The sequence below is a fragment of the Amycolatopsis coloradensis genome (assembly GCF_037997115.1).
Lineage (GTDB): Bacteria > Actinomycetota > Actinomycetes > Mycobacteriales > Pseudonocardiaceae > Amycolatopsis > Amycolatopsis coloradensis_A.
In genome coordinates this window covers 3863411-3880735 of the sequence record NZ_CP150484.1, presented here as the reverse complement: position 1 = coordinate 3880735, position 17325 = coordinate 3863411, and the positions used below count along the sequence as shown (strand labels likewise).

The following is a 17325-nucleotide window of genomic DNA, read 5'->3' as shown; positions in this document are numbered from 1 at the left end:
GCGTAACGGTATCGCCCCACGTTGTCACCGTCGCCGACGCGGCGTCTTCCGAGTACACCGGCAGGGCGCTTCCGGCAGCCAACAATGCCCGAAGTTCCCTGAACCCGCGGGCCCGCCAGGCGTCCCCGCGCGCGACGGCCGGGATTCCGGCCGCGGCAGGGCGACGGCGCCTCCGTCGGCACACGCCGGGTGCCGATTGTCGGCGAAGGGTGCACATTAGGGCACTACAACGGCGACTTCCCCGATTCCGATTCCCGTTGGCGTCAGAATAACCGCGACCGGCGACCGCACTGGGAGCGACGCATGAACCACCTCTTCACCTCCGAGCTGCACGGCATGCTTCTCCGTACCGCCGGCTGGCTGTCCGACGACTCACTCACCAGCGCCCGGGGCATGCTGGCGGAGGATCGGTGCGGGGAGGTCGCCCGGCTCCTGGTGTTCGCGGGGCGGCGAACCACGCTTCCACTGACCGAAGACGATCTCGACGTGCTCAGTGAGCTACTGGCGTCCGAGGGGGGCGACCCCGGCTCGCTGGCCACGATGGAACTCATCTCCGAAGACACTCCGCCGCCGTGGCGGTTCTCCGCCGATCGGGTCCAGCCCGACGACAGCGAGCAGGACGAAGACGCGAGCAACGCGATGCTGCTCTCCGCGCTCGCCGAGCAGGATCTGCTCGCCGCCGCGACCGACGAACCCGGTCTGCGCGGCCTTTGGAGCGCCGTGCGCAGCCCCGTCGACGACGCGCCCTATCCGCCGCCCCGCGTGGTCTATGTGGCCGAGGTCGACGAAGAGCACGAAGAGGCCACAGCGCCCGCCGAACTGGCCGGTCGTTTCCAGGAAAGCCTGATCGCCGCCGGCGAGCGGGACCCGCAGGTCGAGGTGGTCCCCCTGGGCAGCGGTGACCTCCGTTATCAGCGGGCCGTGCAGCAGAACGGCAAGTTGCTGTGGGCCGCCGACAACGACTCCGAGATCAAGGTGGCCAGGATCTTCGACAACGTCGACCCCGAAAAGGGCCCCGCGTTCGCTCCCGACCGGCCGAAGATCGACGACGAGGACGAGCGGGAGAGGATCTGCGCATACCTCGAATCGGCCACCTTGTTGCTCGTCACTTCGGCGATGCTGGACGACATCGTCGATCCCGGGCGGGGGCCGACGGTGCCCACGAACTTCTACACCGACGGTGTCTGGGTGTGGACCGACTCGGTGACCTATTATCTCCGGGAACACCACTTGGCGCCGGATCCCGAGCTTCTCGCTTACATCGACGACGTCGACGGCCCGCCTCCGCTCCCGGACACCGTGGCGCTCGGCCGTGTGCTGAAGGTACTGACACCGGCTGCCGACGACGAACCCGCCTGGACCGGTTCCTGACGATTTCCGGCCGCGAATGCTCCCGTACATATTGAGCGGTAAGGCAAATATGGCCGGTTCGGTCCCTTGCCCGGATGTCGGATCGTTGCTCTGCGGGGATGGGTATGGGTGAGGTGAAGGGGACTTTCCCCGCGTCGCATGAGCGGAAGGTCCCCTTCAACTCGGGTCTTACAGTCCGCAGGGGGCGGAAGCGTCGCAAAGGCAGGTGAGTGGTCGGTGCGGGTGGTCGTGAGTGTTTCGGGTCGTTCTAACGACACTTGCCACTCACGACCCCCTGTACCGAACACGCCACATTTACCTTACTTCTCCATAGAGAGTTCATGAAGACGCGCCGCAGAGAATCGATTCCACGCATCCCGAGTGGGTGCGAAGGAAACGACGGGAGCATGAGCAGAATGGCGGTTTCCATGAGCACACCCCCTTCCGGAACCGGCGTCGAGGTGATCAACGGATCGAGCGGACTGCGAGAGGCGGCCCACCGCGGCATCTCGCCGAGGCTGCTCGGGGCGGCCGAGTTCTACAAGACCAATTTCGCCTGGGACGTCGAGATGCAGGGCAATTCCCTGCTGCTGTGCCTGACCGGTGGCATGGCGGCGGTTTCCGTTCCGTTCCGGGGCGGCGAACACCTTTTCGCCACGACCGGCGCCCTTCCCAGCGGCCCGCTGATCCTGATTCCCGGCGCCCCGTTCCGGGCGTTGGCGCTCGTCGAATCGGACGACTGCGTCGTCTCCGACGAGGAGCTGCCCAGCGGTGTGCTGTTCCACAGGTCCCCCACACGAGCCCTGCTCCCGCCGACGGTCACTTCACGCGGTTCCGTGCAGTGGCTGCGCGAACCGTCACCGAAGGATCGTTGGCTACCGGTGGCCTCCGGGGTCATCGCGGCGCTGTCCCGTCCGCAGCGGCGGGTGCTCCGGTATCCTGTCGTCCAGGCGATGCGTGGCAGGTTCAGCTGATCACTCCGGCGCGGAGCGCGAGCAGCACCATCCGCGACCGATCGCCGGTCTGCAGCTTCTTGGCCACCTTGGCGAGATGCCCCTTGACGGTGTTCACGGACAAGGCGAGGTCGACACTGATCTCGCGATTCGACTTTCCGTCCGCCACCATGGAGAGAATTTCGATCTCGCGCGCGGACAGACGCTGAGCGTGCGTGTCGTGCTCGTCTCGGACGAGCCCCTCGTCCCGCGGGGACGGCTGCACCACGGGACCGTCGGCAGGCGCGGGATCGGACCTGTCGATCAGGTATCCCACCGCGTTCGCCGCGAAAGCGGCGATCGCCGGTGCCGGTTCGCGCTCGGACGCGATCACGAGCACACGCTTCCCGCCGTGCCGGCGCAGATCCGCCACCATCTCGGCCGTGCTGTCCGTGGCCTGACCCGAGTGAAGAAGGACGAGGTCGCAGCTCGCCGCCACGGACGTCTCCATGCGGACACTGTGGGTCATCGTGATCTCTGCGACGGCTTCGGCTCCCATGGCCTTCAGCCTGTACGCCAGATTCCACCGCCTGTCCGGATGCGGATCCACCAGCAACGCGTGGAACGCGGACTGGGCACGGTCTACCGCTCTCGAATTCTGTTCAGTCATTCTTTTTTTGAATCTCGATCAAAGGGCGCGGGCTGTCAAGCGATGAACCGGAATCCGGTGGGAAGCTGCCCGATTTCACCTTCGCCCCATCCGAATCGACGAGAGCGACTTCACTGTGATTCGGCAGCCGACGCTTGACTTCGCCGAGATGCGATGTCAGTCACGATGACGAGAGAAAACCCACAGCGACATCGTCGGCTTCGGGCCGCGGATGTCGCTGTGGGTTTCCACTGCCGGTCCAGACCGGACCTAGTGCGCCTCGGTGTCGTCCACGTCGTAGATCTCGCAGCCGATGATCCGGATCAGCACCCTTCCGTCCGTTGTGGACGCTTCGTCCACGTTCTCGGCGGCGACGTGGTTGAGCACGATGCCGTCGCGATTCGCCCGGGACACCGGGCCGTCACCGCCCGCGGTGAAGAAGTCGATCCTCCCGATGGCGCGGGGGACGGCGATCAGGTGGACACCGTTCTCGTCCGTCTGCAGCATCCGTGTCCGGGCCAGTGCGTCGAGCAGGACCGACGGGACCGGCGGGTTCTCCTGCAGCGTCCGCTCCGACTCGGTCGACGGGGGCACGAACACCCACCGGGCGCTCGATCCGCGGGGACCTTCGACCGATTCGGAGGTGGCTCGGAAAACGCCACCGAGGTAGACACCGCTGCCGGCCTGGTAGTAAGGGTCGTCCGAAGGCTTTCCGGTGACCCTTTCCGCCGCCCTCGGCATCGGCTGGAGGGGGCCCAGTTCGGCGACGCAGGTGAAATGCGGCCGGTCGCGGCGCAGCACCCGGCCACGCCGGTCCACGACGTCACTGGTGATCCGGACCTCCACCAGCACGGTGTCGCCGTCGTGCCCGGTGACCGCCGCCGTCACCCGGTATGGGCTTCCGGGCCTGGGTTTCGGAGCCACGAACGCGTGAAACCGCAGATCACGCAGTGCGCTCACCGGGCGGTCGGGGAACAGTTCCGTCGCCGCTTCGGCCGCGACCGTGGCGAGGCCGGTGCCGTGCAGAGTGGGCTTGTCGTTCACCAGGTGTTCGGCCAGGAATCCGGCCGTCCGCTCCCCGAGTTCGAGCACCCACTCCGCCGATTCGGCGTCGAACCGGTACGGGGTACCGAGCAGCCACGGCGCCCGTGCCGGGCGGTTCCGCACGAATCCGGGGAACTGCTGGGAGAAGGTGTCCCGTTCCCGCGGATTCAGGAAGGCGACCAACGGCTCGGAAGCCGGGAACCGGGTCAGCTCCGCGACGAAGTGGCGCACCCCTTCGGCGGGGTGGAGCGGAGCCATGATCCCGGCTCGCTCGTTGTTGCCCTGCATGAGCTCCGACCCGCCCATGCCGACCTCGGACCAGATCGGCCACACCAGCGTGCGTTCCTCGAGACCCCGCGCGAAAGTGTTCGCCCGGGCCGCCCCGTGGAGGAAGTCGTTCCCCGGCGCGTAGTCGGTTTCCCCCGGAAGGCCGACCAAACCGGCCACCGAACCGAAGTTGCACCACGAAAGGGGCTGCGCGTCCCCGAAGGCTTCCTTGAGGTTGTGGTATCCGCGCCGTTTCACGTCACGGATCCACCGCAAGCCGTCGAGGGTGATCCGCGAAATATCCCCGCCGTTGTGCAGGCCGGCGCCGTGTACGAGCAGGTCCACCTGCGGATCCGTCTCCCGGATCCGCTGGACCGCCGCGGAGACCGCCTCGGCGGAGTTGAGATCGCAGGACAGGTAGTGCACCGCGTCCTCGCCGCACAACGCGCGCAGTTCGCGCAGGTTCAGCAACGACTCTCGGGCATTGAGCAGTTTGGCGAACTGGGCGTTCAGCTCGCGCACCGGCAGGTCCGGCCGCTTCGCGCGTTCGGCCGCGATGAACTCGCCGCGGAGTCGGTTCAGGTCGGCATCCGGCGCGTCGAGGATGTGGCCGGGCACATCCCGCAGTTGCGAGGAACCGAGCAGCCACAGCTTGATTTGCTGTACGGCGGCGAGTTCCTTCATACAGGCGGCCGTGATCCCGCGGGCTCCACCGGTGGTCACCACGACGGCGCCGGGGCGCAGGACCGGCGCGATCTCGTCGAGATTCGACGGGGTGGCCACGAGGGTCGTCCTCAGCCGCTTTCCGTCGCGGTGGATCACGACGGGGTTCCCGCCGAAGTTCGCCAGTTCCCGGTTGACCACGTCCCAATCCGGCGTACCGATGACCACGGCGAGCCGGGCACCGCGCAGATCCCACGCGAGGCTGCTCACCAAGGCCGAGAAGAGTCCGGTATCGGGGTGCGGCACACCACCCGCGAGAGCGTCGTCGATGAGGACTCCGAGCGACCCGCCGGCGTCGATGCGGTCACGACAGGCCTTCGCGGCGAGGAAAAGCGCCTCGTGGGTGAGCACGAGATCGTCGTCAGCCGAAGTGGGCCACCCCGTTTTCCGGGTCGAGACGACCACCCGGACGTGGGGGAACCGGCCTTCGTCGAGCGACACCTGCTTCTCGACGGGCACAGCCCCGTCCAGTTCCCGGACGACGGCTCCCGCTTCGCGGACGGCCTCGGGCACCAGATCGGCGCACCCTGGCTGAACGAGAACCAGCCAGTCGGGCCCTGGCGGGATCGTCCATACGCCGGCTGCCGGTTCGAGGTCTTCGGCCAGCGAACAGACATAGCGATCGTTGCGCCGGACGCGCCGGGGGGTGGCGGGGGCGGTGAGGGTCACCGCCGGTGCGGGGAAAGCACCGGTGATCTCCTGCCGAGGCGTCCGGTCCAGGGTGGCGAGCGCGGTGAGCAGGTCGATCGCACCTTGTGCGCCGAGGTAGTCCCGCTCGGGTGTACCGGATCGGCCGGAAGGCGCCGGGGACTCCGTCGACACCTCGCACAGCACCGGCCAGCCGGCCGCGACAGCGTCGCCGCGGCGGGCCAGCGCCATGAGGAAGGCGCCCTCCCCCAGTGCTTCCCGGCCAAGGAGTGTCTCCAATTCCGGTGTGCTGTTGCCGTTGACCGCCAGCACGAGGGCGAGATCGAGGGTGCCGTCCCGGAGATACCGGCGCGCGATGTCGACGGCGTGCAGGGTCGCGGCGGGGCCCGCGTCGGCGAGCAGCACCGGACCGTTGAGATCGAAGTGGTTGGCGATCCGGGACGGGATCACGTTGCCCATCAGGCCGGGCTGGCTGTCCTGGGTGGTGACCGGAGTGTTCTCCCGGACCAGCTTGACGGCCGTCTCGGCCGCCACGGAATAGTCGTCCGCGGCCAGCCCGGGCGGGGTCCAGGACAGCAGATCGTCGGCATAGCAGCGCAAAGCGGTTTCCAGCCACGATGTCGCCGGGCCGTAGTGCGCGCCGATCACGCCGGTGGTCGGCTCGATGCCGCGCCAGAGGGCGCCGTTTTCCGTCGCGAACCGGTCGGCGGCTTCCAGCGCCATCAGCTGTGTCCGGTCCACGGCGTTCGACGCGGCCGGTGGCATCTTCGTGACGCGGACCGACGGAGACGGATACGGTGACGGGAAGGCCGCGGCTTCGGCCGGCGGCTTCCCCGCGCGGAGCCGGTCGAGCACGGTGGCGGCGTCCGGCGATCCTGGAAGGTGCGCCGACCAGCCCACCAGGACGATCGGCTCGTCGTGGGCGGCCTCCGGCTTGCTCCGGACCACGGGCTCGCCCGATGCCGGATCCTTCCGCAGCAACAGATGTCCGTTGGTACCGCCGAAGCCGAACCCGGAGACCCCGACGGTGCGTGACGACGCGGGCAGCGGCGTGTCCTGCACCGGAACCGTGACCCGTCGCGATTCGAGCAACTCCCCCTCGCCGGCGACGGGACGTTGCGCGGGCACGACGCCGTTGCGCAGACCCAGCACGGCATGGATCACCGAGACCGCGCCCGCGGCCCACCCGGTGTGTCCGATCAGCGGCTTGTTCGAGGTGCACAGCACCGGAACGGCCGGGGCGACTTCGTCGAGGGCGGCGAGTTCGACGGCGTCACCCGCCGCGGTGCCGGTGCCGTGTCCGACGATCCAGCCGATCTCTTCGGCGGGCACTTGCGACACCGTGGCCGCCCTGGTCAGCGCCAGGCCCTGGCCACGGGGGTTCGGCGCGGCGATGGCGCGTCCCCGGCCGTCCGCCGCGGCACCGAAGCCGGCGACGACGGCGAGCACTTCGTCTCCGTCGCGCCGGGCGTCGGAGAGTCGGCGCAGGGCGACGATGGCGGCGCCGTCCGAGAACAGGGTCCCGTCGGCCGACCGCTGGTAGGAGGCGACCCTGCCCGTCTTGCTGAGCCCGGAAAGCTTGCCGAACAGCACGTTGAACCGCGGTGTGACCATGAAGTAGCCCCCGCAGAGAGCCAGGTCGGTCCGGCCGTCGAGCACCGCGGCCATGCCTTGGTCGATGGCGTACAAGGACGACGAGCAGGCGGTGTCCACAACGGTGAACGGGCTGTTCTCGGGCAGGAGGCCTTCGATGGCGTGCCGGACGATCCCGTCCGGAAGATGCCCCGCCGCTTGCCCGGTGTCGAGGTCGTAGCGGGTCCGCAACGCGGCACGGAGCTCATCGAGCGAAACCGGGTCTTCGCCGGGCCAGTGCTCGGCGAGGCGCCGGGCGTAACCCTCGACGACCATCGCCTGTTCGAAGTGCTGGTCACCGTCGGAACAGGCCCCGATGTGGCAGCTGGTCCGCAGGCCACGACCGGCGGAAGCGGGGAGGGCCTGACGCAGGGCCCGGCGCAGCCAGGACGCGGAGAGACTCGCCTCCGGGGCGACGTCGTCGGACCGACCGGCCCGGACGAAGCCGGACACGCCGGCGTAGGTGCGGTCCTGCTGACCGGGTGAGGCGGCCCAGAACGTTTCGGCCGGGTAGCGATCCCCTGGGGTGGAGAACGCGGGATCTCCCGTCCGCAGGAGATTCCAGAACTCTTCGGGGGACTCCGCCCCGGGAACGACCAGGCCCATGCCGACGATGGCGACGCAGGCGTCCTCGTCGTCGGTCACCGGCTCGGTGCGTGCCGGGGCGGGGGCGGTCTGGGGCATCGGTGGAGTGATCTCCGGCGAGGCGGCGGGCGTGGTCGCGGCCACGACCCGCTCCCGGCCACCCCAGGTGCCACCGGCACGGATGAGCGAGCCACCCAGCCGGAGACCACCGTCGTTGACGACTTGTTCACCGGTCATCCACGACGACTGGTCCGACGCGAGGAACGCGACCAGCTTCGCGTTCTCCTCGAGGGTGCCCAGCCGGTTCAGCGGGGTGCCCGCGACGGTGGCTTCGAGCACCCGCTCGCTGTCCGGGAACAGCTTGACGGTCTCGCTCTCCAGCATCCCGGCGGAGGCCATGTTGACCCGGACGCCATACGGCCCGAATTCGACCGCGAGGTACTTGGTGAGCTGTTCCAGCGCACCCTTGCACACGGCCGTACAGAGGTAGTTGTCGATCACCACGCTCGTGCCGAGCGAACCCAGGTTGACGATGGCGCCGCCGCGTTCCCGCATCAGCGGGAAGGCCGCCATGGAACAACGGCGCGGACCGTGCACATTGGTGTTGAACGCGCGCTCCCAGTCGTGCTCGGTCAGCACCTCCGGCGGTACGAAGACCCCGCGGGCGGCGTTGTTGACCAGCACGTCGAGCCTGCCGTGCCGACGTCCGATCTCTTCGAACATCGTGTTCACGGTTTCGGCCTTCGCCACGCTCGCGCGCAAGCCCTCCGCCGAACCGCCGGCGGAAACGATGGCCTGGACGGTCTCCTCGGCCGCCTCTTGATCGTGGAACCAGTTGACGATGACGTGCGCGCCCCGTCCGGCCAGTTCGTACGAGATGGCCCGGCCCTGCCCCTTGGAACCGCCGGTGATCAGGCAGATCTTGTCGCGAAAGTCCTGGTCACTCACACTCGCGCTCCTTGGTGACTCAGCTCGACGATCAACCCGGCGATGGACTCGAGAGTCGTGTAGTCGGTGATCCGGATGTGGTCCGCCTCCGGGACGTCGTAGCGCTTCCTCGCCCGCTGCAGGAGTTCGGTCTGGCGAATGGAGTCGATGCCGAGATCGGCCTCGAGTTCCACGTTGTCCTCGAAGACGTCGGCGGGGTAGCCGACCGCGTCGGCGTAAAGGGTCTTGAGCTCACCGAGGACCTTGGTCTCGACAAGGCCTCCTTCCTCGCCGGCCGGTTCGCTCGAGGCCGAGGTGGCCCGCTGGGCGGGCACCGGTTCGACGACAGGCTCGGCGGGAGCAGGAGCGGGGGTCACCGCGACAGGAGCCGAAGTGGCTGCCTGCGGGCTGGGAACCGGAGCCGGGGTGGCAAGAGCGGAGGCGGCCGATGAGCCGGTCACGGGCGCAGGCGCGGGCCGGGCCGTCCCGGCACCTGCGTCGAGAGCGCGTACTTCGGCCAGCACGCCCGTGTCATCGGCACGACGGCGGAACGGCGCGCTGGTGCTGATCCCGGCCAGGGTCGTCGTCGCCAGGTCCACCAATGTCGAACGTGCGCCGCACTCGACGAACCGGGTCTCGCCTTCCCCGCGGATGGTGTGCAGTGCGTCGAGGAAGCGCACGGGCCGGACCAGATGGCTCGACAGCACCTCCAAGACGTCTTCGGGGGTTTCGACCCGGCGTCCGAGAACGGGTGAGTGGACCGCGATCCTCGGCACGCGCGGGGTGATCGTGGTCACCGTGCGGGCGAACAGCTCGTTGGCCCGGCCGAGGAGCTGGTGGTTGTGGAAGGGGTAAGGCACCCGGAGGACGGTGGCCTTGACACCCAGCGCGCCCGCGACGGCCGCGAGATGGGCGACAGCCGTAGCGGTCCCGGAGACCACGACCTGATCGTAAGCGTTGTCCGCGGCGATGGTGAGACTGCGATCCGCCACCGCTGCCACAAGATGTTCCACCCGCCGGAAACCGGCTTCGACGGCGACCATTCCCCCGGACGCCCCCGAAGCCCTCAATGCCCGGTCACGCGCGACCACGAGCGTGACCCCTTCTTCCAGTGTCAAGGCACCGGAAACCACCAAGGCGGCGAATTCGCCGAAGCTGTGCCCGACAAGCAACGCCGGCGAGAGACCGAACTCTTCTTGACAAAGCCGTGCGGCCACGATCTGGGAAGCGAAGATAGCCAGGCTCAATGCCGGGACGTCATTCTCCAGAAGACGGTCCAAGGTGGGCGACGCGGGGTCAGTGAGCAGAGACGTCACAGCGGGACCGCCTGCCCGCAGCGAATATTCGTCCACCTGCGATAATTCGTCGGCGATAACGGGAAAAGCCTGCCGGCTGGCGCTGAAGACACCAGCCAGGTAGGCACCCTGCCCCGGGAAAAGAAACGTCGAAGTAAGCGAATCATGCTGCACAGGGACTCCGGGAGACTCGGTCCTTAAGGCGTTTCACGCCAAGGTGATCTGCGATTCAGGCGAAAGATAGACTAACACGATCGCGTGATGGTCGAAAAATTTCGACCCTTTCCTACAGCGAGAACAGAAAAACATGCAGAGTCGTCACCTTGAGTGACATTATCGAACTTTTCACGATACGGAAACCAGGTGCCACCTGCAGCGACGAGGGTGCGTCTCGCTGGGACCGGCCGACATTGCACCGCGACGATGACAAACCGTAATCATTCGCAAGTGGACTCTTTCGGCCAATCAATTCACGGACCAGAACCACGGATTATTCATCCGACTTTGTCCGCGAATGCCTTGATGGCACTTTCCGGCACGAGGACACGCATCCGCCACGCCCTCCCGCGAAGGCAGACGGACAAAGCCACCCGTCGCGGCCGGCCTCGTTCACCACACGGCGCGGTGACGCATCGAACACCACGATGATGCGAACATTCGTTCGACCATGTTGCGCCACGTAGTCTCCCACCGACGGACGGAGACCTCGGCAAGAGCGGTCGTGCAGAATGTCCGAAGACAGCGTGGGAGGTATGAGGTGGAGCGGGACCGGGCGGCTCGGCCTATCCGGTCCACTCGGTCTTCCGCGGAATCCGGGTTCGCGCGGACCTTGTTCCCGGATTCGCACGAGGGATGCCAGGTGACGGCGGCCCTGGCATTGCTGATGCAGGGAAACGATCGGCTCGCGACAGCAGCGCAGGCCGAACTGGTGCTCGCCGACGAGGTGTGCCTGCGGCATGCGGGCTGTCTGTGGCACGGCGTGACGATTCTTTTGCGGACCGGCGAGTTCGAGAGCGTGGACGCGCATCTGTGGAAACTCGAGAGCCGTCGCGACGACGGGCTCGCCGATCTCGTCGCCCTGATGCGGGCCGAGCACGCCCAATACGTCGGGGACCTGATGGGCGCGAGGGAGGCACTGGAGCGACTGGCCACCACGGCGTCCCCGCCCACCGTCCGTGAGCTGGCGGTTCCTTGCTATCTCGAAGTGCTCGTCGCGGCGAACGAACCCGACATCGGCGATCAGGTCCTTCGCGACCACGACTTCGGTCAGCTCATGCGGCGGCAGGCCCTGCGCCCGTTTCTGCTGGCCGTTCGCGGCTACCTCCACCTGACAGCGGGCCGGCCGAACGAGGCCTTACGGGACGCGCTGGAGTGTTCGCGGCTTCCTGTCACGGAAGTGGCCGCCCATTTCACGGTCGCACACCGCAGGGGCTTGCTCGCCTTGGCCGCCGCCGCCGCCGGACGCCCCGACATCGCCGGTCCGGCGGCGGCGCGCGAGTACGAGGCCGCCACGGCGTGGCGGTCGCACTCCCATATCGCCTGGGCGCTCTACGTCCTTGAGATGGTCGAGGGCGAGGGCCGTCCGTCCGACCGGCTCAGGGACGCCATCGACCTGATGGAGCTCGGCCGGTCCCCGGTCGGGCTCGCCGCCCTCTGCTTCGAGCAGGGCAGAAGATTCCTGGAATCAGGTCAGGAGCAGACGGGAAGAGCCCTGCTCCTTCGAGCGGATGCAGCGTCCCGGCGGATCGGTGACAAGGCGTTGAGCGGCAAGATCGAGAACTTGCTGTGCGCGCTCACCTCGCCGGCCCCGCGGACCTCCCTGACCGCGCAGGAGCTGAAGATCGCCGAACTGGCACAGAACGGCTACAGCAACAAGCAGATCGCGGAGCGTTTGGTGCTCACCGTACGCACGATCGAGTTCCACCTCTCGAACGTGTACCGCAAACTCGGGATCTCCGGTCGGCGCGCGCTGGCCAACGAGGTTCTGCCGCCTCCCCAGTCATAGGACCGCGTTCCCACCTGATCGCGGAGGGTTCACTGGCGAACGAGGCGAGAACGCGGCAGCGGCGCCAGGTCCTCCACGGACACATATCGCCCGTTCAGGTGATCCGCCGCCCCGGTCACCACGGCGACCAGCGCTCCGGCCGCGTCCTCGACCGAAGTGAACCGGCCGGCTTCACGGGTTTTCAGCGTCCAGGCGAGGATCTCGTCCTCCCAGCTCACTCCCGTCCGACCGCGATCGAGATGCGCCTTCGTGATGCCGATATCCACCAAGCCCGGATCGAACGCCACCGCCACCCGGCCGGTTTCGCCGAACTCGCCCGCCAGGCTGGCGGTCAACGAGATCAACGCCGCTTTGGACGCCGCGTAGGCACCCGCGTTCGGCCACCCGACCCGGCCTGCCCGGCTCACCACGTTCACCACGCGTCCGGTGAGCGCGGGCAAGACGGCCCTGATCACGTTCGTCGAACCGAACAGGTTGACCTCGACCGTCCGCCGCCACTCCCCCTCGTCGACTGCCCACAAAGGACCTTTAGGGCCGGCGATGCCCGCATTGTTGATCACGACGTCGAGGCCGCCGTACTCCTCCGTCGCCCTGGCGACCCCGCGGGTCACCGACGCCTGGTCGGTGACGTCGAAGGTCACGGGCGTCGCGGTTCCACCGGTTTGCCGGATGTCCAGAACCGTCTTGGCCAGCGCGTCCTCGTCGCGGCCTGTGACGAGGACGTTCGCGCCCGAGGCGCCGAGCGCGAGGGCGAACGCCCGGCCCAGCCCGCGTCCGCCCCCGGTCACCAGCACGCGAAGGGCAGGCGGCCGCGTCCGCTTGCCGGTCGAGGACCGCGGGATGGCGCCCACCCGCTCGATCGCCCGCACGCGTTTGTACGGGGGGACCCGCTCGGCGACGTACGCCGTGATTTCCGCAAGCGCGATGCTTTCGGAGAGGACGACGAACGCCTTCGGTATCTCCCCGGCGACCGGGTCGGGCAGACCCGTGACGTGGGCCTCGGACACGGCGGGATGGCCGGTCAGCACCTCTTCGAGCTCGGCGGGCGAGACCTGATGTCCCTTGTACTTGATCAGGGACTTCGCCCGTCCGGTGATCCGCAGGAACCCGTCCGCGTCGCGGGCCACCAGGTCGCCGGTGCGCAGCCAGCCGTCCGCGTCCGCCGCGGCCGAGGCGATCTGGGGTCCGCGCAGGCACAGTTCACCGGCCTCGGTTCCGTCCTCGCCGCCGAGGAACCTGACCTCCGTCCCGGGCACCAACCTGCCGACGGAACCCGGCGGCACCTCGACCCCGTCCGGGCTGAAACTCACGCACCCCGCTTCGGTCATCCCGAAGCCCTGCACCACCGGCACGCCGAGGGTTTCGGCGCACCGGGCGCCGTCCGTCGCGGGAAGCGGCGCTCCACCCGAGACGATCATCCGCAACGACGGGAGCCGCCGCCCGGCCTGCCCCAGTTCGGTGATGACGCTGGGCACCAGATACGACAGGGATACCTCGTTCTCGGTCACGTCGCGAAGGAAGTCTTCGGCCGAGAACGGGGTCGCCCCGATCACCAGGGTCGCCCCCGCCCGCAGCGCCGGGTTCATCGCCATCTGCATGCCGTAGACGTGCCGCAGCGGCGGCACCGACAACACCACGTCGTCACCGCGCACCCGGTGCAGGTAGTCGATCTGGCCGAGGTTCGAGGTCAGGTTGCGATGGGTCACCGGGACGAGCTTCGGCACACCTTCCGTGCCACTGGAACTCATCAGCACCGCGGTCCGGTCGCCTCCGGGCGGGTGCGTCAGCCGCGGCTCGGTCGTGACAGCCTCCTCCCAAGCCGTACCACCCGGCGTGACCGCCCCGACACAGACGACCGGCATCTCGACCTCCGGTGGGCGCAAGGCCGTCTCGGCGATCAGCGCTTTCGCGCCACCGGCGTCGATCTTCCCCCGCCAGTGCTCGCCGGTGTCGCGCGGTTCGAGCGCGAGCACCACCCCGCCCGCCGCCAGGATCCCGTGGTAGGCCACGACGAACTCCGCGCTGTTCTCCGTCAGCACCGCCACGACGTCGTCGTCGGTTATCCCGTTGAGCCGCAACCAGGTCGCGAGTCCGGCGACGGCCGCCCGCAGCTGCGTGTAGGTCCATTCACGACGGTCACCCCGCGAAAGGTCGACCACCGCCGGCCGGTCGCCATCGTCGGTGCTGGAATGCAGGACGTGGCCATGAAGGTCGACGCCGACAGGTACTTCCCACTCCGCCACCGGCTGCGATGCTTCCATGGACGACCTCAGTCTTTCCGGCGCGCCAGGGTCAATCCGTCCGCCACGGTGAGCATGACCGACTCGACCCGGTCGTCACGCAGCACGTGCTCGTTGAATTCACGGATCGCACGGGCGTTGCCTTCGGCGTCGGGTGAAGCCGCCTCACCCGCGTAGAGCACGTTGTCGACCGCGATGAGACCGTTCGGCTTGACCCTCGGCACGAGCGCCTCCCAATAGCCGAGGTAGCCGACCTTGTCGGCATCGATGAACACGAGATCGATGAACGGCTCTTCGGGAAGCTTCTCGATGCTCTCCGCCGCGGGTCCGACGACGGGCTCCACGCGGTCGGCCACACCGGCTTTCGCCCAGGCGTTCGAGGCGATGTCCAGCCAGCGGTCGGTGATGTCGAGGGTGATCACCTTACCGTCCTGGCCGACTCCCTCGGCCAGGGCGAGCGTCGAGTATCCGGTGAACGTGCCCACCTCGACGGCCACGCGCGCACCGATCAGCCTCGCCAGCAGTGTCAGCAGGGCACCCTGCTCCGGTGGCACCTGCATCTCGGCCACGCTGCCCAGAGCCAGGGTGGCGTCCATCAGCTCCTGCTGCACCTCGGTGAACGGCGGGAGCTGATCACGCATGTAGCCGAGCACTTCCGAGGTGAGCGGCACCGCCTTCGCCGGCTGTGTCTCCGTGTTCGTCAAGCGTTGACTCCTTCCAAGAGCGTGGCCTCGGCGATCGAGACCACGCGAGCGATATGGACAGGCAGGTCCTCCTGAAAGCGGTTCACCGCCTCGTGTCTGTAATCCGCCTGAACCGGCCTGGTGTGCATGTCGGCGAGTATCGCCGTGATCCGGGCTCGGAGCGCGACCAGGAATCCACTCGTGCAGTTCGGGCCCCTGTCCAGCAGAAAGAAGTCGTCGACGATGTCTTGCTCTTCGAGGGTCGGCTCGTCGTGGACGTCGTGGCCGGAGTCGCGGAGGAGTGATCCACCGGTGGGCACGAGCCGCCAGGCGACCGACATGTGCACGAGGCGGTTGATCTTCATCGCTTCCTTCAGCGCCGAACCACGGGCAGGGACGATGTCCGCGAGTTGCCGATTGATGTGGCGGTAATCCCGCGCCCAGGTTCCGCTCATCGCCGGATCCCGCGCCACCATCCTCGGCCGCACCACCGTGCCGTACAGCTCGGGCGTACAGCTTCCCGCGTAGAGCAGCAACGCCGAGTACGCGTCGAAAAGCGCCGCGGCCTCGTCGAAATCACGGTGGTAGAGCGCGGAGGAAAGCAATCGCCAAGTGACGAAAGAGCCGTGATGTCCCAGTATCCAGCGGTACCAGGCCCGCTCGATTTCCGAATTGGCCGGCGGAGGCGGCACGGGCTGGGTGTTCTCCCGCCGCGCGCACGACGCGTGAGACTGACGCGGCAACGCCCCGGGACCGGCTTGCTCCCCCTCCGAGCACGGGGTGAGTCGCTCCTGCGGCAGGGGAATGACGATTCGGGGGATCACCGGGACGGTCATGGACTCACCTCTTGGGTATAGCGATCGAGCACGTCCGCGGCGACCCTGATGTCCTCGTCGAGCGGTCGATCACGGGTGATCGGGTCGATCTCTTCCGACAGCGCCGCCACCAGACCGGCGCAGCGTGAAGCGGTCGAAGCACGGTCGTCGAGGTGTGCGGCCTGCCGTACCGCGACACCAAGGGCTCCGTGTAACAGGCGCAGCTTGTGGGCCTGCTCATAAGCGGTCAACGCCGCCTGGGTGCCGAAGGGCACCACGTCCTGGTTGTGCAGGTTGGTGGGGACACTCTGCATCGCCGCGGGTGTGCAGGCCCGCCGCATCGCCACCACCAGCGAGGTCGACAGCACCTGCAGCCCCTGGATGGCGTGGTGCCTACCCGGTTCGGCGGCGAGCATCGGCGGCCGCCCGCCGTTGCGACCGGGGTCCACCAGCATGTCGATCTGGCGTTCCGCCAGGTTGCCGATCTGCGTGACCGCCGAGGACAGAAGATCGGAGGCGAAAGCGGAAGGCTGGCCGAAGAAGTTGCCACCGTGGGCGACGAGGTCCTCGTCGGGGAAGAACAGCGGGTTGTCGCTCACCCCGCGCAGATCCTGCGAGACGGTCTGGGTGGACCACCCGATCGCCGAACGCGCGGCTCCCAGCAACTGCGGCGCGCACCGGATGCTGTACGGCTCCTGGAGCGGCCGGTCCTGGGACGGCGTCGTCTCATTCAGCCACCACGCCAGATCTTCCCCGGTGGTCGCGACTTCGGGGTGACCGAAAGCCTTCAGCAATGAGGGTGCCAAGAACGCGGGCACGGCGCCGAGCAGATCGGCGAGAGCAGCCGTCAGCGCGATGGCGACCTTGACCGAACGCTGCGCGGACAGCGCCGCGAGACCGGCGGCGGCCGTCGTCACCGACGTGCCGTTGACCAGAGCCAGCGCGTCCCGTCCATCCAGTTCGAGCGGCGTGAGCCCGACGGCGGCGAGGGCGTCAGCGGCGGGCATCCGCTCACCGTCGACGAAGGCGTGCCCGACTCCGCGCAGGCTTTGGACCGCGTGGGCGAGCGGAACGAGATCCCCGCTCGCCCCGACCGAACCCCATGTCGGGATGGCAGGGGCGAACCCCGTGGACAGCATCCGGCACAAAGCGTCCACCGTGGACACCGAAGCGCCCGACAAGCCTTGTGCCAGTGACAAAGCACGCACGAGCACGGAGGCCCGTGCGATGGGGACCGGCAGATCGGCGCCCTGTCCGACGGTCAGGTGCTGCAGAACGTTGTCGCACTGCTCGGTGGCGCTGTCCCGGCCTTCGAAGATCACGAGAGGGCCGAATCCGGTGGTCGCTCCATAGACAGGCCTTCCGTCCCCGCCGAGCACGTCTTCGACGAAGTGGCGGCCACGCGTGATCCGCGCGATCGCGTCGTCCGACAACACGACATTGAGGGGGTGCCCCGCCAGGTCCAAGAGCTTCAAGTCCAGGGAGACGGCAGGATCAAGGGTTGTGGCTGCGATCTGAGTCGGGCTCATC

General features: G+C 68.1%; 10 protein-coding genes. 3 read left to right on the top strand and 7 right to left on the bottom strand.

The annotated features are described in order from the left end of the window. The first annotated feature begins 303 nt into the window (after positions 1-303). Positions 304-1371, top strand: coding sequence for a hypothetical protein (locus LCL61_RS18310; RefSeq protein WP_340687946.1), 1068 nt, complete (start codon positions 304-306; stop codon positions 1369-1371). Positions 1372-1778: 407 nt separating this feature from the next. Further along, positions 1779-2324, top strand: coding sequence for a hypothetical protein (locus tag LCL61_RS18305; protein WP_340687945.1), 546 nt, complete (start codon positions 1779-1781; stop codon positions 2322-2324). Here the strand turns inward: LCL61_RS18305 and LCL61_RS18300 are convergent. From LCL61_RS18300 to LCL61_RS18290, 3 genes are all read right to left on the bottom strand, one after another. Next, the gene (locus LCL61_RS18300; RefSeq protein ID WP_340687944.1) at positions 2317-2952 is read right to left on the bottom strand and encodes a helix-turn-helix transcriptional regulator; all 636 of its coding nucleotides are present in this window, start codon (positions 2950-2952) and stop codon (positions 2317-2319) included. The genes LCL61_RS18305 and LCL61_RS18300 overlap by 8 nt on opposite strands. Before the next feature lie 249 nt (positions 2953-3201). Next, positions 3202-8778: an SDR family oxidoreductase gene (locus LCL61_RS18295; RefSeq protein WP_340687943.1), complete on the bottom strand. Its 5577-nt coding sequence runs from the start codon at positions 8776-8778 to the stop codon at positions 3202-3204. Further along, positions 8775-10226 carry an acyltransferase domain-containing protein gene (locus LCL61_RS18290; RefSeq protein WP_340687942.1) on the bottom strand — a complete coding sequence of 484 codons (1452 nt, stop codon included), beginning with the start codon at positions 10224-10226 and terminating at the stop codon, positions 8775-8777. Before LCL61_RS18290 ends, LCL61_RS18295 begins: the two co-directional genes overlap by 4 nt. A gap of 685 nt (positions 10227-10911) precedes the next feature. Here LCL61_RS18290 and LCL61_RS18285 point away from each other — a divergent pair. Beyond that, on the top strand, positions 10912-12057 hold the full coding sequence (locus tag LCL61_RS18285) for a helix-turn-helix transcriptional regulator (protein WP_340687941.1): 1146 nt from the start codon (positions 10912-10914) through the stop codon (positions 12055-12057). A 29-nt stretch (positions 12058-12086) separates the two neighbouring features. On the opposite strand, the gene LCL61_RS18280 is transcribed toward LCL61_RS18285, so the two are convergent. Genes LCL61_RS18280 through LCL61_RS18265 form a run of 4 tightly spaced genes read right to left on the bottom strand, consistent with a single transcriptional unit; the run spans position 12087 to position 17270 of the window. Further along, positions 12087-14318: an SDR family NAD(P)-dependent oxidoreductase gene (locus tag LCL61_RS18280; protein WP_340687940.1), complete on the bottom strand. Its 2232-nt coding sequence runs from the start codon at positions 14316-14318 to the stop codon at positions 12087-12089. An 8-nt stretch (positions 14319-14326) separates the two neighbouring features. Then, complete coding sequence (locus LCL61_RS18275; protein ID WP_340687939.1) at positions 14327-15001, bottom strand: O-methyltransferase; 675 nt, start codon at positions 14999-15001, stop codon at positions 14327-14329. Next, a complete protein-coding gene (locus tag LCL61_RS18270) occupies positions 14998-15816 on the bottom strand; it encodes an L-tyrosine 3-hydroxylase (RefSeq protein WP_340687938.1) in 819 nt (272 codons plus the stop codon). Before LCL61_RS18270 ends, LCL61_RS18275 begins: the two co-directional genes overlap by 4 nt. Further along, positions 15813-17270, bottom strand: a complete 1458-nt coding sequence (locus LCL61_RS18265; RefSeq protein WP_340687937.1) for an aromatic amino acid ammonia-lyase — start codon at positions 17268-17270, stop codon at positions 15813-15815. Before LCL61_RS18265 ends, LCL61_RS18270 begins: the two co-directional genes overlap by 4 nt. Positions 17271-17325: the final 55 nt, after the last annotated feature.